Here is an 18,779-nt window from a genome sequence, read left to right on the forward strand (position 1 = left end):
CGGACGAGGTGAGCCGTACGAGGTGACGGGGCTCCGGCGCTCGCGGGTGCCCCGGAGCGGTCAGGCCGAGGCTCGGCCCCGCGGGGTGGCCTTCTTCGCGGCCGTCTTCTTCCCCGTCGCCTTCTTGGCGGTCGTCTTCTTGGCCGCCGTCTTCTTCGCGGTGGACTTGGTGGCCGCCGCCTTGCCGGCCGCCTGGTCCTTCGACTTCGCCGTGGACTTCGCGACCGTCTTCTTCGCCGCCGTCTTCCTCGCGGTCGACGTGGACTTCTTCCCGCCGACCTCCTTGGGCGCCGTACGGGCCGACCTGCGGGAGGGCAGCGGGGTGACCTCGGCGGATTCGCCGGTCCGCGCCCCGGCTTCCTCGCCCGTCTCCTCGCCCCGGGACACCTTGGCCGCGCGCACGCTCTTCTCCAGGGCGGCCATCAGGTCGAGCACCTTGCCGCCGGCCCGCTCCCCGGCGGGGGGCGCGGCCGGGAGTTCGCCGGAGGCCTTGGCGGCGATGAGTTCCTCGACGGCCTCGCGGTAGTCGTCGTGCAGTTCGGTGAGCTCGACCTCGCCGAGGGTGTCCATGAGGGCGTCGGCCAGGTCGAGTTCCTTGTCCCGTACGGTCACGCTCGCGTCCGGGGCGACCTCCTGCGTGGACCGGATCTCGTCCGGCCACAGCAGCCCGTGCATGGCGATCACGTCGTCCACCACGCGCAGCATGCCGAGTCGCTCCCGCCCGCGCAGTGCGAACTTCGCGACGGCGACCTTCTGGCTGCGCTTGAGCGCCTCGCGCAGCAGGACGTACGGCTTTGTGGCGGGGACGCCGTTCGCGGCCAGGTAGTACGCCGTGTCCATCTGGAGCGGGTCGATCCGCTCGGCCGGCACGAACGCCACGATCTCGATCGTCCTCGCGGTGGGGATCGGCAGCGCGGCCAGCTCCTCGTCCGTGATCGGGATCAGCGTGCCGTCCGCGTCCTCGTACGCCTTGCCGATCTCACCGGTGGTGACCTCGCGGTCCTCCAGTTCGCAGAACTTGCGGTACCGGATGCGGCCGCCGTCGTCCAGGTGGACCTGGCGGAAGGAGATCGAGTGGCTCTCCGTCGCGTTCACGACCTTGATCGGGATGCTGACCAGACCGAAGGAGATGGCGCCGTTCCAGATGGATCGCACGTGCGGCACCTTCCTGGTGGTTCCTGCTGACGCGGGTTCTTGGTGACGCGGGTTCTCGCTGACGCGGGTTCTTGGTGACGCGGGTTCTCGCTGACACGGGCTCGCGGGGTGCGGTTGAAAGCCAGGCTAGACGGGTGGGCGCGACCTCACATCCGCAAGGGAGCGGCGGGGCGATCTCGGCGCCTTGATGGCGATTTCATGCGACTCTCGTCGTATGACGCCGATCACGGAAGTGGCGGGACGGCGGCTCGCGCTCACGAATCTGGACAAGGTGCTGTACCCCGCGACCGGCTTCACCAAGGGTGAGGTCCTGCACTACTACGCGACGGTCGCGGAACCCCTGCTGGCGCACCTCCACGACCGGCCGGTCTCCTTCCTCCGCTACCCCGACGGGCCGGACGGGCAGGTCTTCTTCACCAAGAACGTGCCGCCCGGCGCCCCCGCCTGGGTCCGCACCGCCGAGGTCCCCCGGACGGAGGGCCCCGCCCGGATGGTGCTGGTCCAGGACCTGCCCTCGCTGATGTGGGCGGCGAACCTCGTCACCGAGTTCCACACGCCGCAGTGGCGGGTGGACGCGCCCGGTCTGGCCGACCGGATCGTGTTCGACCTCGACCCGGGGGCGCCGGCGACGGTCGTCGAGTGCTGCGAGGTCGCGTTGTGGCTGCGGGAGCGGTTGGCTGTGGACGGGATCGAGGCGTACGCGAAGACGTCCGGATCGAAGGGGCTGCATCTGCTGGCGACGGTGGTGCGGGTGCCGTCCTCGGACGTCAGCGCGTATGCGAGGGAGCTGGCTGTGGAGGCGGAGCGGGCGTTGCCGGCGCTCGTCACGCACCGGATGACCAAGAGTCTGCGGCCGGGGAAGGTGTTCGTCGACCACAGTCAGAACGCGGCGCGGAAGACGACGGCTACGCCGTACACGTTGCGTGCGCGGGCCGCGCCCACCGTGTCCGCCCCCGTCACCTGGGACGAGGTCGCGTCCTGCGGGGACCCGTCCCGGCTCGTGTTCCACGCCGACGACATCGCTGCGCGCCTGCAGCGACACGGCGACCTCCTCTCCCCCCTCCTCACCCCGTCCTCCTGACCAAGCGGGCCGGGGTGGGTGGGGCATCGGCCTCCGACCTCGTCCTCTAGCGCTGGACGGGCTGAAGACACGCGCCGGGGTGGGTGGGTCGCGGCCTCACACGCCGGACGGGCCGGAGACTGCGGGCCCGGGTTGGTTTGGCAGAACCTCACCCTCGAACGCCGACCGAGCCAAGGCTTTCAGGGACGCGAGGAACTGCGCGACCAGCCCCCACCGGCCCGCAGCCAAAGCACTTCCAGCGGACGGGGGATCCGGGGCGCAGCCCCGACCCCAGGGGCGCGGGGAACTGCGCGACCAGCCCCCACCCGCCCGCAGCCACACAGATACCGGCACGCAGCGATCCAGGGCTACGAAGTCACGTTCGTAGCCATGTGTGGCGGTCGCGGGCCATCGCGTGCAGTGCCTCCACGTCCGCCGGCTTCAGGACACCCCCGAGGCGGGCCAGCGAGGACAGGTCGGTGTCCCGCAGGACACGGACCTCGCGGAGGGGGGCGAGGACATCGAGGTCGGCGGGGCCGGCCACGGCCAGGACGGCGTGGACCTCGGCGGTCAGTGCGTACGAGGCCCGGTCGGCGTCGGCACGGACCCGGCGCAGCAGCGGATACGGCTCCCGGCGGCCGACGGTCACCATGGGGTCGGCGACGAGAACCCGCTGCTTGCGGGCGTACAGGGAGCGCAGGGCGAAGATGCCGCCGGGGCCGATCAGCAAGTGGTGGACGCGATCGCCGCCAGGGAGCGGGATGGAGTGGAGGCTGTGCCAGCCCGCGCCCTCCAGATGGTCCAGTGCCTCCCCGACCGCCTGCTCGGCGGCGAGCGCACGGCGCCGCGGGTCGGGCCGCAGGCGGCGCGCCGGGCCCGGGTCGCGGTCGAGGTCGATCGCCAGCGCCTCGCCGGGCCGGTTCGGCGCGAGGTCGTCGTCCGGGTGGAGGGTCAGTCGGGCCAGTTCCGCGGGGGTCGGGACGGGTGGAGGCCCCACCGTCACGGGGCCGGTCAGGAACGGGCCGAGCGCGTCGAGCACGTCCTCCCGGCGCTCCTCACTGAGCAGATTGACGCGGGCTGCGTCACGGTCGTACCAGGCGACGTTCCTCCCGTCGGTCAGGCACACGTACAGGCGCTCCTGCCCGTGGCGCCAGGTCGGTATCACGCGCAGTCCGTTCATGCACCATCACCCCATGACCATGGGAACAGGCGGGGTGCTCCAGGGGCAAGAACCCGGTTACCTTTGTGAGCAGTTGGGGGAGTTGTGGGAGGCGCTGTTGCGGACTCGCAGAAAGCAACCCGATGTGCCCGCTCCGGACAGCCCGTGGAGCGAGATCGTGCCTGGCCTGTGGATGGGCGGACACGCGTTCGCCGGGCGTGCCGGCGAGCCGGAATTCGCGGTCGTGAGGGATGAGTTCGACCTCGTCCTGACGCTGCTGCGGCTGCCGGGGCACGGCCCCGACCCGGGCGTCGAGCACCATGTGTGGCCGATTCCGGACGGTCCCCTGGACGGGACACAGCTCGCCGGGGTGATCCGGCTCGCGCGGGCCGCGGACGACGCGCTGGAGGACGGGCGCCGGGTCCTGGTGCGCTGCTACCACGGCTACAACCGCTCGGGGCTCGTGGTCGCGCACGCGCTGGTCCTCGCGGGACACAGCTCCGACGAGGCGATCCGCCTGATCCGCAGCCGCCGCTCGCCCTGGGCCCTGCACAACGACCTGTTCGTGGAGTACCTGCGCGCCGGTCTGCCCACGGCCCGCCTCCTGGAGGAACTGGCGGAATAGCCCCCCGGCCCCGCGGCCCTACGCCCTCACCAGCCCCACCGAACCCACCCGCGAACAAAAAGGACTTCCCTACGAATATGGTGTACGGCGTCGGTTACGTCGATTTCACGCCGACCTCGCGCACCGAGCCGTCCCCCTGGCCCCGGATCGAGGCCGGCCCGGACGCAGGAGCGCAGTGACCCCCACCCGGCCCAGCCGTCTCGTGCTCGCAGCCCTCGTCGCCCTGCTGGCGGCGGCCGTGGCGGGCTGTGGCGACTCCGGTGCCCTGCGGGGCGCGGGGGCGACGCCCACCGCCGTCGGCCCGGCCCGGCTCTGGCCCGAGCTGCCGCCCGCGTCGACGGCCGCCCTCGACTACGGCGAGGCGGACACCGAGACAGTGACGGGCATCACGGCGCCGGGCGACGACATCCACAAGGTGGACCCGATCGCCGTGTTCCGTGCCGAGGTCGGCCGCCACCCGGACGAGTACAGCGCCGTCCACGCCCCGTACCGTGAGACGGCCCAGCAGCTCAAGTACTGCACCGGCAAGGACACGCTCGGCGGGAAGTGCCCGATCCTCCAGGCGTACTACCGTGATCTCACGGGTGACCGGAAGGACGACCTGGTGCTCGGCATCCGCTTTCCGCAGAAGCAGCTGGCGGTGCGTGTGTACACCTTCGAGCACCACAAGCTGGTCCAGATCATGGGCACCGTGGACAGCACAATCAGCGTCGAGGTCGCGGGCCGTGACGTGATCATCCGCTCGCCCTCGACCCTGCCGGGCTACGAGTACCGCACGGTGTGGACCTGGGACCCGCACCAGCACGCGATGCTGGCGACCCGGGACGAGATCCTCCGGGTGGGCACGCCCAGCCCCACCAGGCGCGGCACCACCGCGCCCGTCCCCTCGGCACCCCCCGCCCCACCGGTCTGGCCCTCAGCCTCTCCCGCGGCCTCTCCGTCGGCCTCGCACTTCGTCTCCCCCTCCGCCTCCCCCGCGCCGTCGACCGCCGCGAGCACCCCATGAGGCTGCCCTCGCGCCGCTTCCGGCCGCCCCGCCGTCTCCCCCACTGGGCCGCCACCCTCACCTGGAAGGCCGCCGCCTTCATCACGGTGATGTGCTGCGGTCTCGCCGCCCTGCTCGGCGTCCTCGTACATGTCTCGGTGACCAATCAGACCGTCGGCGAGGCCCGCGGCCGGGCGCTCGACCGGCTGGCGGAGGTGACGGCGGCCTACGAGGCGGGCGACCGGCTGCCGCCGGGCGCGGGGATGGATCTCCCGGGTCTGCCGGCGCCGCTGCGCGAGCTGGCGACGGACGGGCACCGCGGCACGATGGTCGGGGACAACGACCCGCACCCCACCATGTGGGCGGCCGGACCCGCGGGCGGCGGGCGGGCGCTCGCCGTGCAGTTCGACTACTCGCAGGGCGCGCACGCCATCGACGCCCTGGACCGGTCGATCGTGTGGTCCTCGGCGCTGGCGATCGGCGCGACGCTGCTGGTGGGAGCGTTCGCGGTGACGCGGGTGACCCGTCGGCTGCACGCGACGGCGCAGGTGGCCCGGCGGATCAGCGCGGGCGACCTGGACGCGCGCGTCAACGATCCCCGTACGGCCGTGGACCCCCGTACGCGGTACCCGGCCGGCCCCCAGGACGAGGTGGCCGCGGTCGCCGGGGCCCTCGACACGATGGCGTCCTCGCTGCAGAGCAAGCTGATGAGCGAGCAGCGCTTCACCGCGGACGTGGCGCACGAGCTGCGCACCCCGCTGACCGGGCTGCACGCGGCGGCGGAGCTGCTGCCGCCGGGCCGGCCGACGGAGCTGGTCCGCGACCGGGTGGCCACGCTGCGGACGCTCACCGAGGACCTGCTGGAGATCTCCCGGCTGGACGCCGGGTGGGAGTTGCTGGAGCTGGACTCGGAGCCGCTGGCCCCGTTGGCCGAGCGGGTGGTGCGGGCGTCGGGCACCGAGACCGAGGTGCGGGTCGTGGGTGACGTCCGGGTGGAGACCGACCGACGCCGTCTGGAGCGGGTGCTCGGCAATCTGGTGGCCAACGCGCACAAGCACGGGGCGGGCCCGGTGGTGCTGACCGTCGACGGCCCGGTGGTGACGGTGCGGGACCACGGCGGCGGCTATCCGGAGTACCTGCTGGAGCACGGGCCGCAGCGGTTCCGAACGGAGGGCGGCTCGAAGGGCCATGGGCTGGGGTTGACGATCGCGCTCGGCCAGGCGGAGGTGCTGGGCGCGCGCTTGGTCTTCGCCAACGCTCCCGAGGGCGGTGCGATCGCGACGCTGACGCTTCCTCAGGACGAGCGGGGCGCGCCCGGCCCGACCGGTGGGGAAGGGCCGACCGGGGCACGCTGAGCGTCCTCGCGTCCCCGATGGCTCAGTGCGGCCTGCGCGCGTCCGAGCTCGCTCCTAATGTGGCGATTAGTCAGATTTACCACCTTTCCGGAGGAGCCCCCATGTCCCTGCGCCACACCCTTGCCCGCACCGGGATGGTGCTCGCCGTCGGCACCCTCATCTCGGCCGCGGGCGCCGGACCCGCCCTCGCCGCCGGCAAGCCCACCGCGACCACGGGCACCGGGCCCGGCTTCACCGACGACGCCGGGGCCTTTGCCCGCGACTGGGACAGCCGCGACTTGGACAGCGGCGCCTGGGACAGCGGCGACGACCCCTACTTCGACGAAGACGGGCTGGGCGAAGGCGGCTTCGGCGACCCGTACTACGACGGATGGGTCGACGACCACCGCCGCTCCGAGGGCCGGGTCGCCTCCCGCAACGGCCTCGCGCTGCACAACCGACCCGACCGTCGCAGCCGGATCCTCCGTATCGCGCCATACGGCGAGCGGGTCCACATCTACTGCAAGACCACGGGCGAGCCCGTCGGCGGCAACCCGATCTGGTACCTGGTCACCGACGGCACCTGGTCCTGGGGCCCGGCGCAGCACATCGACAACATCGGTTCGTCCCCGCGCTGGTGCTGACGCCGGATCGCGCCCGACGGATCCGCTCGTTCGCCCTCACCTAACGGGACATCAGGTTCGGCGCTTGCTACGTTCCGGACATGATTCAGCCCGGAATGCCCGGAATTCCCGGTACGCGGGGAACGACCGTGGCAGCGGACCCGCCCACCCCCGCTGTCCGCCTGCCCCGGCGCCGTGGCATCGAGTTCACCCTGATCGTCATGGCCGTACTGCTGTCCGTGTTCGGCTACTGCGCGGTCGGATACGCACGGCACGGCACCCTCCCGCCCGGCGCCGCGGTCTACGGCGCCGGGCTCGGCATGCTCGCCCTCCTCGCGCATGTCGCGGTGCGGCTGCGGGCGCCGTACGCCGATCCGCTGCTGCTGCCCATCGCCGTCCTGCTCAACGGCCTGGGCCTGGTGCTGATCTACCGCCTGGACCTGGAGACCCCGCGCGACCGGGCCGCCCCCGTCCAGCTCATCTGGTCGACGCTCGGCGTCGCGCTCTTCATCGCGGCCGTCCTCTTCCTGCGCGACCACCGCGTCCTGCAGCGCTACACCTACGTCTCGGTCGTCACGGCGCTGGGCCTGCTGGTCCTGCCCATCCTCTTCCCCGCCGTGAACGGCGCCCGGATCTGGATCCGGATCGCCGGGTTCTCCATCCAGCCGGGCGAGTTCGCGAAGGTGCTGCTCGCGGTCTTCTTCGCCGGCTACCTCGCGGCCAACCGCAACGCGCTCGCCTACGCGGGCCGCCCCGTCTGGCGGTTCAAGCGGCTCCAGCTCCCCACCGGCCGGGTCCTCGGCCCGATCGTCGCGATCTGGCTGCTGAGCGTGCTCGTCCTGGTCCTGGAGCGGGACCTCGGCACCTCGTTGCTGTTCTTCGGCCTCTTCGTGATCATGCTGTACGTCGCCACCGGCCGCACCGGCTGGATCGCCGTGGGCCTGCTGCTCGCCTGTGTGGGCGCGGTCGCCGTCGGCTGGCTGGAACCGCACGTCCACAACCGGGTGCAGGACTGGCTGCACCCCTTCGCGACGATCGAGGCGGGCCAGGGGCCGAACCAGCTCGCCCAGTCCCTGTTCGCGTTCGCAGCGGGCGGGATGCTGGGCACCGGCCTCGGGCTCGGCCACTCCATCCTCATCGGATTCGCCGCCAAGTCGGACTTCATCCTGGCCACCGCGGGCGAGGAACTGGGCCTCTTCGGACTCTGCGCGGTCTTCCTCCTCTACGGCCTCCTCGTGGAACGCGGCTACCGCGCCGGCCTGGCCCTGCGCGACCCCTTCGGACGGCTCCTCGCCATCGGCCTCGCCTCGATCGTGGCGCTCCAGGTCTTCGTGATCGCGGGCGGCGTGACCGGTCTGATCCCGCTGACCGGGATGGCGATGCCGTTCCTCGCCCAGGGCGGCTCCTCGGTCGTCACCAACTGGATCATCGTGGCGCTGCTGATCCGCGTCAGTGACTCGGCACGCAGCCAGTACGACGGGACGGCGGCGCCATGACCAAGTACATCCGCCGGGCCGCCGCGCTCTGCGCCGTGCTGCTGCTGGCGCTCCTCGTCAACGCCACCCGCGTCCAGGTCTTCCAGGCCGGGGCGTACGACGGCAACCCGGCCAACCGCCGCCAGACGATCGCCCGTTACGGCCAGCCGCGCGGTGACGTCCTGGTCGGGGGCCGATCGGTCACCGGCTCCAGGGACAGCGGCCAGCAGCTCCGTTACGAACGGACCTACACGGACGGCCCGTTGTACGCGCCCGTGACCGGCTTCGCCTCGCAGGTGTACGGGACGACGTTCCTGGAGAACTCCGAGGACGGCATCCTCTCCGGCAGCGACCCGCTGCTCTCGCCGTTCCCCCTGTGGAACGACGCCACCCACGCCCAGAACCCCGCCGGCAAGGTGGTCACGACGATCGACCCCGCCGCACAGCGCGCCGCGTACCGCGGTCTCGGTACCCGGCGCGGGGCCGTGGCCGCCATCGAGCCGTCCACCGGCAGGATCCTCGCGCTGGTCTCCACCCCGTCGTACGACCCCGGGGAGCTGTCCGGGACGGGCAGGGCGGTCACGCACGCCTGGGAGCGGCTGAACGGGGCGGCGGACAAGCCGATGCTCAACCGGGCGATCCGGCAGACCTATCCGCCCGGGTCGACGTTCAAGGTGGTGACGGCGGCGGCGGCCCTCGACGCGGGGGTGGTGACGAACCTCGACACGTCGACCACCTCCCCGGACCCGTACCGGCTGCCCGGCACCACGACCCGGCTGACGAACGAGCTCGATGGCTGCGAGGACGCCTCGCTGCGGTACGCCTTCGAGTGGTCCTGCAACACGGTCTTCGCCAAGCTGGGCGTGGACGTGGGACTGAGCGACATGACCCGCACGGCGGCGGACTTCGGTTTCAACGACCGTCTGCGGATTCCCTTCTCCGTCGCCCCCAGCAACTTCGACACGACACTCGACAAGGCGCAGCTCGCGCTCTCCTCCATCGGTCAGTTCAACACCCGGGCCACTCCCCTCCAGATGGCGATGATCTCGGCGGCCGTCGCGGGCGGCGGGTCCGTCAAGACGCCCTATCTGGTGGAGAAGGCGACCACCCGGAGCGGCAGCACGGTGTCGACGACCGGTCCCCGCACGCTCCACCAGGCGATGAACCCGGCGACCGCCCTGCGGATGCGCGAGCTGATGACGGACGTGGTGACGGAGGGCACCGGCACCAACGCCGCGATTCCCGGAGCGACGGTCGGCGGCAAGACCGGGACCGCCCAGCACGGCATCGACAACCTGGGGACGCCGTACGCCTGGTTCATCTCCTGGGCCCAGGCGGACGGCACGATGGAGCCCGCGGTGGCGGTCGCGGTCGTCGTCGAGGACGCGGCGGCCGACCGCGGGGACATCAGCGGGGGCGGCGACGCGGCGCCGATCGCGAAGGCGGTGATGGAGGCGGTCCTCGGGTTCTGAGACGGGAGTTGGCGGCGTCCCGCGGGAATGAACGCCCCCGCCTGAACGGACGTACCGATACGGGCGTATTTATGGGGAGGGGAACCCACCCACGAGATTCCAGCCCGTGCCCTGCCGGAGGTACCTCGCCCGTGAGCATCACCAAAGCGGCCCCGCCCGGGGCCGACCACCGCGACGCGGACGCACCGGACGGTCCACGGGAACAGACGGACGCACCGGACGGTCCAGGAGAGCAGGCGGCGGCATCCCAGGGCTGGCAGTTCAATTCGCCGCTCGTCCTGGTCATGGTGCTGCTCGTCCTGGTGGTGGCGCAGGGGCCGATCCGCCGGGCGCTGTCGGCGCCGGTGATGCAGAGCTGGATGACCGTGTTCGTCGCGGTGGTCTGCCAGGCGCTGCCCTTCCTCGTCCTCGGTGTGCTGCTGTCGGCGGTCATCGCGGTGTTCGTGCCGCCGACGTTCTTCGCCCGGGCGCTGCCGAAGCGGCCCGCGCTGGCCGTGCCGGTCGCCGGGATGGCCGGGGCGGTGCTGCCCGGTTGCGAGTGCGCGTCGGTGCCGGTGGCGGGGGCGCTGGTACGGCGGGGGGTCACGCCCGCGGCGGCGCTGGCGTTCCTGCTGTCGGCGCCCGCGATCAACCCGATCGTGCTGACGGCCACCGCCGTCGCGTTCCCCCGCAACCCCGAGATGGTCCTCGCCCGGTTCGTGGCGAGCCTGCTCGTGGCCTGCGTGATGGGGTGGCTGTGGCAGCGGCTGGGGCGGGCGGACTGGATGCGGCCGCCGGCCCGGCCCTCGCACGAGGGGCTCGGCAAGGGCGCCGCGTTCTGGGATTCCGTACGGCACGACGTGATGCACGCCGGCGGGTTCCTCGTCATCGGGGCGATGGCGGCGGCCACGCTGAAGGCTGTCGTCCCGGCGACCTGGTTGCACGCCGCGGCCGCCAACCCGGTGGTGGCGATCCTCGCCCTCGCGGTCCTCGCCGTGCTGCTGTCCATCTGCTCCGAGGCCGACGCGTTCGTCGTCTCCTCGCTGACCCAGTTCTCGCTGACCGCGCGGCTGGCCTTCCTCGTGGTGGGACCGATGATCGACCTGAAACTCTTCGCCATGCAGGCGGGCACGTTCGGCCGCGGGTTCGCCCTGCGGTTCGCGCCCGCCACCTTCGCCCTGGCCATCCTCGGCTCGGTCCTCGTCGGGACGGTGCTGCTGTGAACCGGCAGGCACAGGCGGCGGTCCTGTTCCTCGTCGGCGCGGCGGTCCTGCACGCCGGGCTCACCGACCTCTATCTGCGCTACGTCAAGGCGGGGTTGCGGCCGTTGCTGCTGGCCGCCGGGGTCGTGCTGATCATGGCGGCGGTGGCGACGGTCTGGTACGAGCGACGGGGCCGGGGTGAAGCCGACGACGGCGACGGGCACGGGCACGTCCACCGCGAACCCCGTGTCGCCTGGCTCCTCGTCCTCCCCCTCCTCGCCCTGATCCTGGTCTCCCCGCCCGCGCTGGGCTCCTACAGCGCCATGCACGCCGGTACGGCCCTGCAGGCGCCCCTCGCCTACCCGTCCCTGCCGGCCACCGACCCGCTCCCGCTCGGCGTCGTCGACTACGCGGGCCGCGCCGCCTACGACCACGGCCGCACCCTGGCCCACCGGCGGGTCGAAGTCACCGGCTTCGTCGCCCTCGCCAAGGACGGCACCCCGTACCTGGTCCGGATGGCCCTCAACTGCTGTGCCGCCGACGCCCAACCGGTCAAGATCGGACTGACCGGCAACATCCCGCCGGTCCTTCAGCCCGACACCTGGCTCCAGGTCACCGGCACCTACACCGCCAAGCAGACCAAGGACCCCGTCAACGACGGCCGCATCCCGTTCCTCGACGTCACCGCGGCCAAACCGGTCCCGACCCCGCACGACCCGTACGACGAGAGCTGGAACAACTGAGGCAGTACCCGGCGCGGCCTAGGCGGCGCCCGGCACCGCCTCGCGGCGGCTCAGCCATTCCTGGGGTACGTGCCCCACTCCTGTCCGGGCGCCCACGATGCCGCCCGTGATGGCGCAGGTCGTGTCGACGTCGCCGAAGCCCTCCGCCGTGCTCCACAGGGCCGAGGTCAGGTCGTCGGGGTGACGGGCGGCGCACCAGACGGCGAAGGGAACGGTGTCGTCGGCGCGGACACGTTGGCCGTTGCCGAGGATGTCCGCGGCCTTCCAGGGTTCGGTGGTGAAGGGGAGGCTCCCGGCACGCCGCAGCCCCTCGCGTACGGCGCTGTCGGGCGTGGCCTCCACCACCGTGTGGATATTCAGGTCCCGACGGGTGGACAGCGCCGCCGCGACGGCCACCGCCACCGCGCCCGCGATGCCCTCCGCGTGGGCGTGGGTCACCTCCGCCGACAGCGTCGCCTGTGCGATCACCAGCCGCAGGTCGCGCCGGAACCAGGCGCCCAACGGAGCCACCCGCATCGCCGCGCCGTTACCGAGGCTGCCCTCGCCGTCGAAGAGTCCGCGCGCCAGTTCCGCCCAGCGGTCCGGCTCCTGGAGGAGGCGCGGGAGCAGTTGGTGCATGCCGTAGCCGTAGCCCCGGGCCGGGTCGGCGTCGTAGCCGAGGGCGAAGGCCTGGGCCAGTTCCGGTTGCCGGATCTCACCGTGTTCGTCGAGGACACGGAGGATGCCTAGTGCCATCGCCGTGTCATCCGTCCAGTGCCAGTCGGGTTCCTCGGGGGTGCGCCGGGCGCGGATCTCCTCGTACGCCTGAGGGCGGTCCCGGAAGAGGGGGAACCAGCGTTCGCCGAAGGCGTCGCCCAGGGCCAGGCCCTCCAGGCTCCGGCGGGCCAGGACGTGCGGGGAGAAACCGGGGTTCGGGGTGGCTGTCATGGTGTGAGCATGACGGTCGGGGTGGGCCCGCGCACGCGTGTTTGAGCGGGCCGTTTCCGGCGGTCCGCCTTACGAGCCCTCGCCCTTCTCGATCATCTCCTCCACCTCCGCCACCCGTTCCTTCTCCTCCGCCGCGAACCGCTCCGCGTCCAACCGCTCGGCCACCTCCTCGTCCTGGGCCATCAGCAGGTCGAGGTTGGAGTCGCCCATCTCGAAGACGCCCATGTCGACGTAGGCCCGCTGGAGGCGTTCGCCCCACAGGCCGATGTCCTTGACGCACGGGACGATGCGACTGAACAGCAACTGGCGGAAGAGGCGCAGGAATTCGGACTGCTCGCTGTATTCCTCGGCCTCGACCTTCGGGATGCCGAAATTCTCCAGGACCTCGACGCCGCGCAGCCGGTCCCGCATCAAGTAGCAGCCCTCGATGACGAATTCCTCGCGCTCGCGGAGTTCGGCGTCGGAGAGTTGCGTGTAGTAGTCGCGCAGCGCCATCCGGCCGAAGGCGACATGGCGGGCCTCGTCCTGCATCACGTACGCGAGGATCTGCTTGGGGAGGGGCTTGTCGGTGGTGTCCCTGATCATGCCGAAGGCCGCCAGGGCCAGACCCTCTATGAGGACCTGCATCCCGAGGTACGGCATGTCCCAGCGGGAGTCCCGGAGGGTGTCGCCGAGGAGGGACTGCAGGTTGTCGTTGATCGGGTAGAGCATCCCGATCTTCTCCTGCAGGAAGCGGGCGTAGATCTCGGCGTGGCGGGCCTCGTCCATGGTCTGGGTGGCCGAGTAGAACTTCGCGTCGAGGTCGGGGACCGACTCGACGATGCGCGCGGCGCAGACCATGGCCCCCTGCTCACCGTGCAGGAACTGGCTGAACTGCCAGGACGCGTAGTGCTTGCGCAGCTCACCCTTGTCCCGGTCGGTCATCTTCGCCCAGTGCGGGGTCCCGTAGAGGGTCATCGACTCGTCGGGGGTACCGAGGGGGTCGTAGGGGTCGACCTCCAGGTCCCAGTCGATTCTCTTCTGGCCGTCCCACTGTTTGTCCTTGCCCTTCTGGTACAGGGCGAGGAGTCGGTCGCGACCGTCGTCGTACTCCCAGCTGAAGCGTGCCGCCCCTGAGGCCGGTACCTGCCAGAGGGGGTCTCCCGGGTCCTTGGCGTACAGCTCGTGCGTCGGCATACATCGCAGGCTCACACGAGGTAGACGCGTCGTCAACAAGTCGCGCGCAAGGGATTGACGAGCTTGCTGACAAGCAGTCTCATAAGTCGTGACCGTCGGTAACCCGGATGGATGCCGTACTGGATCCCGTACGACGAGGTGGGAACAGCCATGACGACCGTGACGGAAGTGGATGCGCTGCGCGATGCGCTCGGTCTGCTCAAGGACCGGGAGCAGGTCGCCGAGCGGCTGCTCGACTCCTCCGCCAAGCACTCCTTCGACCCGGACAAGGAGCTGGACTGGGACGCGCCGTTCGAGGAGGGCAAGTGGTTCTGGCCGCCGGAGCTGGTGTCGCTGTACGACACCCCGCTGTGGAAGCGGATGGGCGAGGAGCAGCGGATTCTGCTCTCGCACCACGAGTCCGCCGCGCTGGCTTCGCTGGGGATCTGGTTCGAGATCATCCTGATGCAGTTGCTGGTGCGGCACATTTACGACAAGGCGGCGACGAGTGCGCATGTGCGCTATGCGCTGACCGAGATCGAGGACGAGTGCCGGCACTCGAAGATGTTCGCCCGGCTGATCTCGCGCGGTGGAACGCCGTACTACCCGGTGAGCCGGACGCATCTGAATCTGGGGCGGGTCTTCAAGACCATCTCGACCACGCCCGGGTCCTTCACGGCGACTCTGCTCGGCGAGGAGATCCTCGACTGGATGCAGCGGCTGACCTTTCCGGACGAGCGGGTGCAGAGCCTGGTCCGGGGGGTCACGCGCATCCACGTGGTGGAGGAGGCGCGGCACGTGCGGTACGCGCGGGAGGAGCTGCGGCGGCAGATGGTGACGGCGCCGCGGTGGTCGCAGGAGTTCACTCGGGTGACGTCGGGGGAGTTCGCCCGGATCTTCTCCGTCGCCTTCGTCAATCCCGAGGTCTACACGAACGTCGGCCTCGACCAGCGGGAGGCCGTGGCGCAGGTGCGGGCGAGCGGGCACCGGCGGGAGGTCATGCAGACCGGCGCCAAGCGACTGACGGACTTCCTGGACGACATCGGGGTGCTGCGGGGGGTCGGGCGGCGGCTGTGGAAGGCGTCGGGGCTGCTGGCCTGAGGGCGGGACGCCTGCGGGATCGGGGGTGGGTCGGGGCCGTGGCGGTACGTCGAGCCCGTCGCCGCCGGATCAGACGTGGGCCGGGCAAGGGAGCCGCTGCTCGATCCGAACGTAAGCGACGGGCTTGCGACGTACCGCCACGGCCCCTTGCGCAGTCCGGCGGCTGCGGGTGAGCGGGGGCTCGTGTCCTGGCCGTTACGCTGCCGATATGACCTCGCAGGCTCCCACCCCCGCATACCGCCGGCTGAGTGTCGAGGAGCGACGCTCGCAGCTCCTCGAAGCGGCACTGTCCCTCTTCGCGCACCGGGCACCCGAGGAGGTCTCGCTCGACGACGTGGCGGAGGCGGCGGGCGTCTCACGGCCTCTTGTGTACCGGTACTTCCCGGGCGGCAAGCAGCAGCTGTACGAGGCTGCCCTGCGGTCCGCCGCGGAGGATCTGGAGCACTGCTTCGCGGAGCCCCCCGAGGGGCCGTTGAGCGAGCGGCTGGCCCGGGCTCTGGATCGGTACCTGGCGTTCGTGGACCAGCACGACGCCGGGTTCACCGCCCTGCTTCAGGGAGGCAGTGTCGTCGAGACCTCCAGGACGACGGCCATAGTGGACGGCGTGCGGCGGGCGGCGGCGGAGCACATTCTGGATCATCTGGGCGTGAAGGATCCGGGGCGACGGCTGCGGATGACCGTGCGGATGTGGATCACGGCGGTGGAGGGCGCCTCGCTGAGCTGGCTGGACGGGGGCAAGGAGCCGCCGTTGGACGAGCTGCGGGACTGGCTCGTGGAGCAGTTCGTGGCGATGCTCGTGGCCAGTGCCGGACGTGATCCGCAGACCGCCGGCGTGGTGCGGGCCGCGCTCGTCCTGGAGGGGCGGGAAGGGGCCCTGGGGAAGCTGGCCCGGGCGGTTCTTCCGGTGATCGGTGACGCCGCGCGGCTGCTGTGACACGTGCGTTTGTGACACTGGTGCCGTGAAGAGCGAAGACACCCCCTTCGAGGGCGGCCCGCTGGACGGGCGTGTGCTGCCCGTCCTGCTCGGTCTGACCGGACACCCGCCGAAGGTGTACCGGATTCCGGTTCCGGATGCCGACGGCGGCCCGCCGACCGTGCTCGTCTACCGGCGGGTCCAGGCGCGGGTGAGCAGACGACTGGGGCTGCATCAGGCGTGGAAGTACGCGTACGACCCCTCGGGTGACGCGGGGAGCGGGCGCAGGTGGCCCTGGTCCAAGCCCGGCGACAGGAGTACGGGAGCCACGCCGGAGTCCCACGCCGACGAGTGAGATTCTTGGGCCGAACCGGTCAGTGGGCGCGCACTCGGGATGCGCCTCCCTGATCCTGCCGGTGCGAGGTGGAGGTACCACCTCGGCACCGGAGGTGATGACGTGTCAGGAAGGCTTGTGCGTCTGGCTTGTACGGCCGCGATGGCGTCGGGGGTACTGCTGGCCGCCGCGCCGGCGGTGGTTGCCGTGCCGGATCCCGGGGCCGAAAAGCGGTCCGTGACCCGGTTGCTGACGGATCTTCAGCAGCTTTACCAGGACGCCGAGCGCGCCACCGAGACGTACAACGCCACGGCGGAGAAGCTGAAGAAACAGAAGGCCGAGGTCGCCCGGCTCGACGGAAACCTCGCCAAGTCCCGCATCTCGCTGCACGACAGCCGCGCGGCGGCGGGGCGGCTCGCCCGGCAGCAGTATCAGAACAGCGGCGAGATCTCGTCGTACGTACGGCTGCTGCTCGCCCGTGATCCGCAGCACGCCCTGGACGAGGGACACGTGATCGGGCAGCTGGCGCAGGAGCGGGTCGAGACCGTCGACCGGCTGCAGGGGACGGAGCGCAGGACCGACGCTCTCGCACGGAAGGCGCGCAAGGCGCTCGACGATCAACTCGCCCTCGCCGAACGGCAGAAGAAGGAGCGCGACGAGGTGCGGGGGCGGCTCAAGGACGTCGAGGTGCTGCTCGCCTCGCTCAGCACCGGCCAGATCGCCGAGCTCGCCCAACTGGAGAAGTCGGGAGTCACCGAGGCGCAGCAGAAGTTCGTGGCGTCAGGGGCGCTCAGCAGTGCGCGGCCGCCCACGCGGGAGGGCGAGAAGGCGGCGCGCTACGCCGTGGAGCAGATCGGGAAGCCGTACGTGTGGGGGGCCGCGGGTCCCGGGGCGTACGACTGCTCGGGGCTCACTTCGCAGGCCTGGGAGCACGCCGGGCGGACCATCCCCCGGACCAGCCAGGAGCAATGGGCCCAGTTGCCCCACATTCCGCTGAGCGAGCTTCGCCCCGGGGATCTGGTGATCTACTTCCCCGAGGCCACCCATGTCGCCCTGTATCTGGGGGACGGCCTGGTCGTGCAGGCCCCGAGACCGGGAACCGACGTCAAGGTCTCCCCCATCGCCGCCAACCCGTTGCTCGGAGCCGTCCGCCCGGACCCGGACGGAAAGACCCTGCGGCACTACACACCGCCGAAGCTCGCGTCCCGATAGGGGCGCCCCCTGAGGGGCGCGGGGAACCGCGCGACCAGCCACGGACCCCCCGCACCCGGAAGGAGAGGCTCAGGCCCCCGTCACGGAAGCCAGGTACGCCTGCGTCTTCTCCGGCTCATAGAAGAAGTTCTCGAAGTCCGCCGGGTCGTTGAACCCATTGGCGAAACGATGCGCCACCGCCGGAATCTGCCCCCCGGCCCCGATCAGATTGAGGACGTGCTCCGGCGGCACGCCCAGCATGGCGTTCGTCCACTTCGTCACGTGCTGGGCCGTGTCCCAGTACCGGTCGAACGCGGACCGCATCCACGCCTCGTCGAACTCCTTGTCCTCGTGCTCGAGGATCGCGCCGAGGTACGCCGCCGCGCACTTGGAGGCGGAGTTGGAGCCCTGGCCGGTGATCGGGTCGTTGGCGACGACCACGTCGGCGACGCCCAGGACCAGGCCGCCGCCGGGGAGGCGGCCGATCGGGTTGCGGACGGTGGGGGCGTACCGTCCGGACAGTGTTCCGTTGGCGTCGGTGAGTTCGACCTTGGTGGCCCGGGCGTACTCCCACGGCACGAACTTCTCCATGAGTTCCAGGGTCAGGGAGAGGTGTTCGGCAGGGTCCTTGATGCCGTTGAAGGCGTCGACCGGGCCGCCGGGTATGCCCTCCCAGAAGAGGATGTCCGCACGGCCGGTGGTGGTGAGGGTCGGCATGACGAAGAGCTCGCCGACGCCGGGGACCAGGTTGCAGCGGACCGCGTCGTAGTCGGGGTGCTCGGGGCGCGGGCCCAGACCGTGGACGTAGGCGACGGCGAGGGCGCGCTGCGGCTGCGCGTACGGGGAACGGGCGGCGTCCCGGCCGAACATGGAGACCAGCTCGCCCTTGCCCGCCGACACCAGGACCAGGTCGTACGTACGGGCGAAGTAGTCCAGGTCGGAGACCGCCGCGCCATGGATGACCAGTTGGCCGCCGCGCTGCGCGAACGTCTCCATCCAGCCGGCCATCTTCACCCGCTGGTCGACCGACTGCGCGTAGCCGTCGAGCCGGCCCACCCAGTCGATGGCCCGCTGGGTCGGACCGGGGTCGTGCGAGCCGGGGGCGGCGACCGAGACGCCGAGTCCTTCGATCTTCGGGGCCTGGGACTCCCAGAAGTTCAGCTGGAGATCGCGCTCGTGCTGGAGTGCCGTGTGGAACATGCACTGCGTCGACATGACGCGGCCGGTGCGGATCTCGTCCGCCGTCCGGTTCGACATCAGGGTGACCTCGTACCCGTGCGACTGGAGGCCGAGGGCAAGCTGGAGTCCGGACTGACCGGCTCCGACGACGAGTATCTTCCGCATGC

General features: G+C 71.2%; 18 protein-coding genes. 13 read left to right on the forward strand and 5 right to left on the reverse strand.

Annotated features, from left to right (window positions below; all coding sequences use genetic code 11):
* Nucleotides 1–60 precede the first annotated feature (60 nt).
* Nucleotides 61–1,155: a non-homologous end joining protein Ku gene (gene ku, locus ACZ7M3_RS05620; protein ID WP_472061092.1), complete on the reverse strand. Its 1,095-nt coding sequence runs from the start codon at nt 1,153–1,155 to the stop codon at nt 61–63.
* A 214-nt stretch (nt 1,156–1,369) separates the two neighbouring features.
* On the opposite strand from ku, the gene ligD reads away from it, so the two are divergent.
* A complete protein-coding gene (gene ligD, locus ACZ7M3_RS05625; RefSeq protein ID WP_472061094.1) occupies nt 1,370–2,236 on the forward strand; it encodes a non-homologous end-joining DNA ligase in 867 nt (288 codons plus the stop codon).
* Nucleotides 2,237–2,591: 355 nt separating this feature from the next.
* On the opposite strand, the gene ACZ7M3_RS05630 is transcribed toward ligD, so the two are convergent.
* The gene (locus ACZ7M3_RS05630; protein ID WP_472061096.1) at nt 2,592–3,395 is read right to left on the reverse strand and encodes a nuclease-related domain-containing protein; all 804 of its coding nucleotides are present in this window, start codon (nt 3,393–3,395) and stop codon (nt 2,592–2,594) included.
* 97 nt (nt 3,396–3,492) lie between these two features.
* On the opposite strand from ACZ7M3_RS05630, the gene ACZ7M3_RS05635 reads away from it, so the two are divergent.
* From ACZ7M3_RS05635 to ACZ7M3_RS05670, 8 genes are all read left to right on the forward strand, one after another.
* A complete protein-coding gene (locus tag ACZ7M3_RS05635) occupies nt 3,493–3,999 on the forward strand; it encodes a protein-tyrosine phosphatase family protein (protein ID WP_452963681.1) in 507 nt (168 codons plus the stop codon).
* Between the two features lie 175 nt (nt 4,000–4,174).
* Nucleotides 4,175–5,005: a hypothetical protein gene (locus tag ACZ7M3_RS05640; protein WP_472061098.1), complete on the forward strand. Its 831-nt coding sequence runs from the start codon at nt 4,175–4,177 to the stop codon at nt 5,003–5,005.
* Nucleotides 5,002–6,339 (forward strand): ATP-binding protein, encoded by a 1,338-nt coding sequence (locus ACZ7M3_RS05645; RefSeq protein WP_472061100.1) that lies wholly within the window; start codon nt 5,002–5,004, stop codon nt 6,337–6,339. Before ACZ7M3_RS05640 ends, ACZ7M3_RS05645 begins: the two co-directional genes overlap by 4 nt.
* Before the next feature lie 101 nt (nt 6,340–6,440).
* Nucleotides 6,441–6,962 carry an SH3 domain-containing protein gene (locus ACZ7M3_RS05650; protein ID WP_472061102.1) on the forward strand — a complete coding sequence of 174 codons (522 nt, stop codon included), beginning with the start codon at nt 6,441–6,443 and terminating at the stop codon, nt 6,960–6,962.
* A gap of 80 nt (nt 6,963–7,042) precedes the next feature.
* The gene (locus ACZ7M3_RS05655) at nt 7,043–8,437 is read left to right on the forward strand and encodes an FtsW/RodA/SpoVE family cell cycle protein (protein ID WP_472061104.1); all 1,395 of its coding nucleotides are present in this window, start codon (nt 7,043–7,045) and stop codon (nt 8,435–8,437) included.
* On the forward strand, nt 8,434–9,888 hold the full coding sequence (locus ACZ7M3_RS05660; RefSeq protein WP_472061106.1) for a penicillin-binding transpeptidase domain-containing protein: 1,455 nt from the start codon (nt 8,434–8,436) through the stop codon (nt 9,886–9,888). The genes ACZ7M3_RS05655 and ACZ7M3_RS05660 overlap by 4 nt, the downstream gene beginning before the upstream one ends.
* Nucleotides 9,889–10,019: 131 nt before the next feature.
* Complete coding sequence (locus tag ACZ7M3_RS05665) at nt 10,020–11,090, forward strand: permease (protein ID WP_452963586.1); 1,071 nt, start codon at nt 10,020–10,022, stop codon at nt 11,088–11,090.
* On the forward strand, nt 11,087–11,812 hold the full coding sequence (locus ACZ7M3_RS05670; protein WP_355308585.1) for a TIGR03943 family putative permease subunit: 726 nt from the start codon (nt 11,087–11,089) through the stop codon (nt 11,810–11,812). Before ACZ7M3_RS05665 ends, ACZ7M3_RS05670 begins: the two co-directional genes overlap by 4 nt.
* An 18-nt stretch (nt 11,813–11,830) precedes the next feature.
* On the opposite strand, the gene ACZ7M3_RS05675 is transcribed toward ACZ7M3_RS05670, so the two are convergent.
* Both ACZ7M3_RS05675 and ACZ7M3_RS05680 read right to left on the reverse strand, forming a co-directional pair.
* Nucleotides 11,831–12,739: an ADP-ribosylglycohydrolase family protein gene (locus ACZ7M3_RS05675; RefSeq protein WP_472061108.1), complete on the reverse strand. Its 909-nt coding sequence runs from the start codon at nt 12,737–12,739 to the stop codon at nt 11,831–11,833.
* Between the two features lie 69 nt (nt 12,740–12,808).
* Nucleotides 12,809–13,915, reverse strand: coding sequence for a ferritin-like domain-containing protein (locus ACZ7M3_RS05680; protein WP_472061110.1), 1,107 nt, complete (start codon nt 13,913–13,915; stop codon nt 12,809–12,811).
* A gap of 150 nt (nt 13,916–14,065) precedes the next feature.
* Here ACZ7M3_RS05680 and ACZ7M3_RS05685 point away from each other — a divergent pair, with 150 nt between their 5' ends.
* The 4 genes from ACZ7M3_RS05685 (at nt 14,066) to ACZ7M3_RS05700 (ending at nt 17,454) form a co-directional block, all read left to right on the forward strand.
* Entirely contained in the window at nt 14,066–14,995 is a 930-nt protein-coding gene (locus tag ACZ7M3_RS05685) for an AurF N-oxygenase family protein (RefSeq protein ID WP_472062157.1), read from the forward strand.
* A 208-nt stretch (nt 14,996–15,203) separates the two neighbouring features.
* Complete coding sequence (locus ACZ7M3_RS05690; protein WP_472061112.1) at nt 15,204–15,929, forward strand: TetR/AcrR family transcriptional regulator; 726 nt, start codon at nt 15,204–15,206, stop codon at nt 15,927–15,929.
* Nucleotides 15,930–15,954: 25 nt separating this feature from the next.
* Nucleotides 15,955–16,263, forward strand: coding sequence for a hypothetical protein (locus ACZ7M3_RS05695; protein ID WP_472061114.1), 309 nt, complete (start codon nt 15,955–15,957; stop codon nt 16,261–16,263).
* Nucleotides 16,264–16,365: 102 nt separating this feature from the next.
* Nucleotides 16,366–17,454: a C40 family peptidase gene (locus ACZ7M3_RS05700; protein WP_472061116.1), complete on the forward strand. Its 1,089-nt coding sequence runs from the start codon at nt 16,366–16,368 to the stop codon at nt 17,452–17,454.
* Between the two features lie 69 nt (nt 17,455–17,523).
* Here the strand turns inward: ACZ7M3_RS05700 and ACZ7M3_RS05705 are convergent, their stop codons facing one another.
* The gene (locus ACZ7M3_RS05705) at nt 17,524–18,777 is read right to left on the reverse strand and encodes a styrene monooxygenase/indole monooxygenase family protein (RefSeq protein ID WP_472061118.1); all 1,254 of its coding nucleotides are present in this window, start codon (nt 18,775–18,777) and stop codon (nt 17,524–17,526) included.
* Between the last annotated feature and the right edge of the window lie 2 nt (nt 18,778–18,779).

The organism is Streptomyces sp. NPDC111656, assembly GCF_055656965.1.

Bases quoted from the DNA above. Each gene is read 5' to 3' on its own strand.
- ligD (WP_472061094.1), top strand. From the start codon at position 1,370: ATGACGCCGATCACGGAAGTGGCGGGACGGCGGCTCGCGCTCACGAAT.
- ACZ7M3_RS05630 (WP_472061096.1), bottom strand. From the start codon at position 3,395: ATGAACGGACTGCGCGTGATACCGACCTGGCGCCACGGGCAGGAGCGC.
- ACZ7M3_RS05645 (WP_472061100.1), top strand. From the start codon at position 5,002: ATGAGGCTGCCCTCGCGCCGCTTCCGGCCGCCCCGCCGTCTCCCCCAC.
- ACZ7M3_RS05650 (WP_472061102.1), top strand. From the start codon at position 6,441: ATGTCCCTGCGCCACACCCTTGCCCGCACCGGGATGGTGCTCGCCGTC.
- ACZ7M3_RS05655 (WP_472061104.1), top strand. From the start codon at position 7,043: ATGATTCAGCCCGGAATGCCCGGAATTCCCGGTACGCGGGGAACGACC.
- ACZ7M3_RS05660 (WP_472061106.1), top strand. From the start codon at position 8,434: ATGACCAAGTACATCCGCCGGGCCGCCGCGCTCTGCGCCGTGCTGCTG.
- ACZ7M3_RS05675 (WP_472061108.1), bottom strand. From the start codon at position 12,739: ATGACAGCCACCCCGAACCCCGGTTTCTCCCCGCACGTCCTGGCCCGC.
- ACZ7M3_RS05680 (WP_472061110.1), bottom strand. From the start codon at position 13,915: ATGCCGACGCACGAGCTGTACGCCAAGGACCCGGGAGACCCCCTCTGG.
- ACZ7M3_RS05685 (WP_472062157.1), top strand. From the start codon at position 14,066: ATGACGACCGTGACGGAAGTGGATGCGCTGCGCGATGCGCTCGGTCTG.
- ACZ7M3_RS05690 (WP_472061112.1), top strand. From the start codon at position 15,204: ATGACCTCGCAGGCTCCCACCCCCGCATACCGCCGGCTGAGTGTCGAG.
- ACZ7M3_RS05705 (WP_472061118.1), bottom strand. From the start codon at position 18,777: ATGCGGAAGATACTCGTCGTCGGAGCCGGTCAGTCCGGACTCCAGCTT.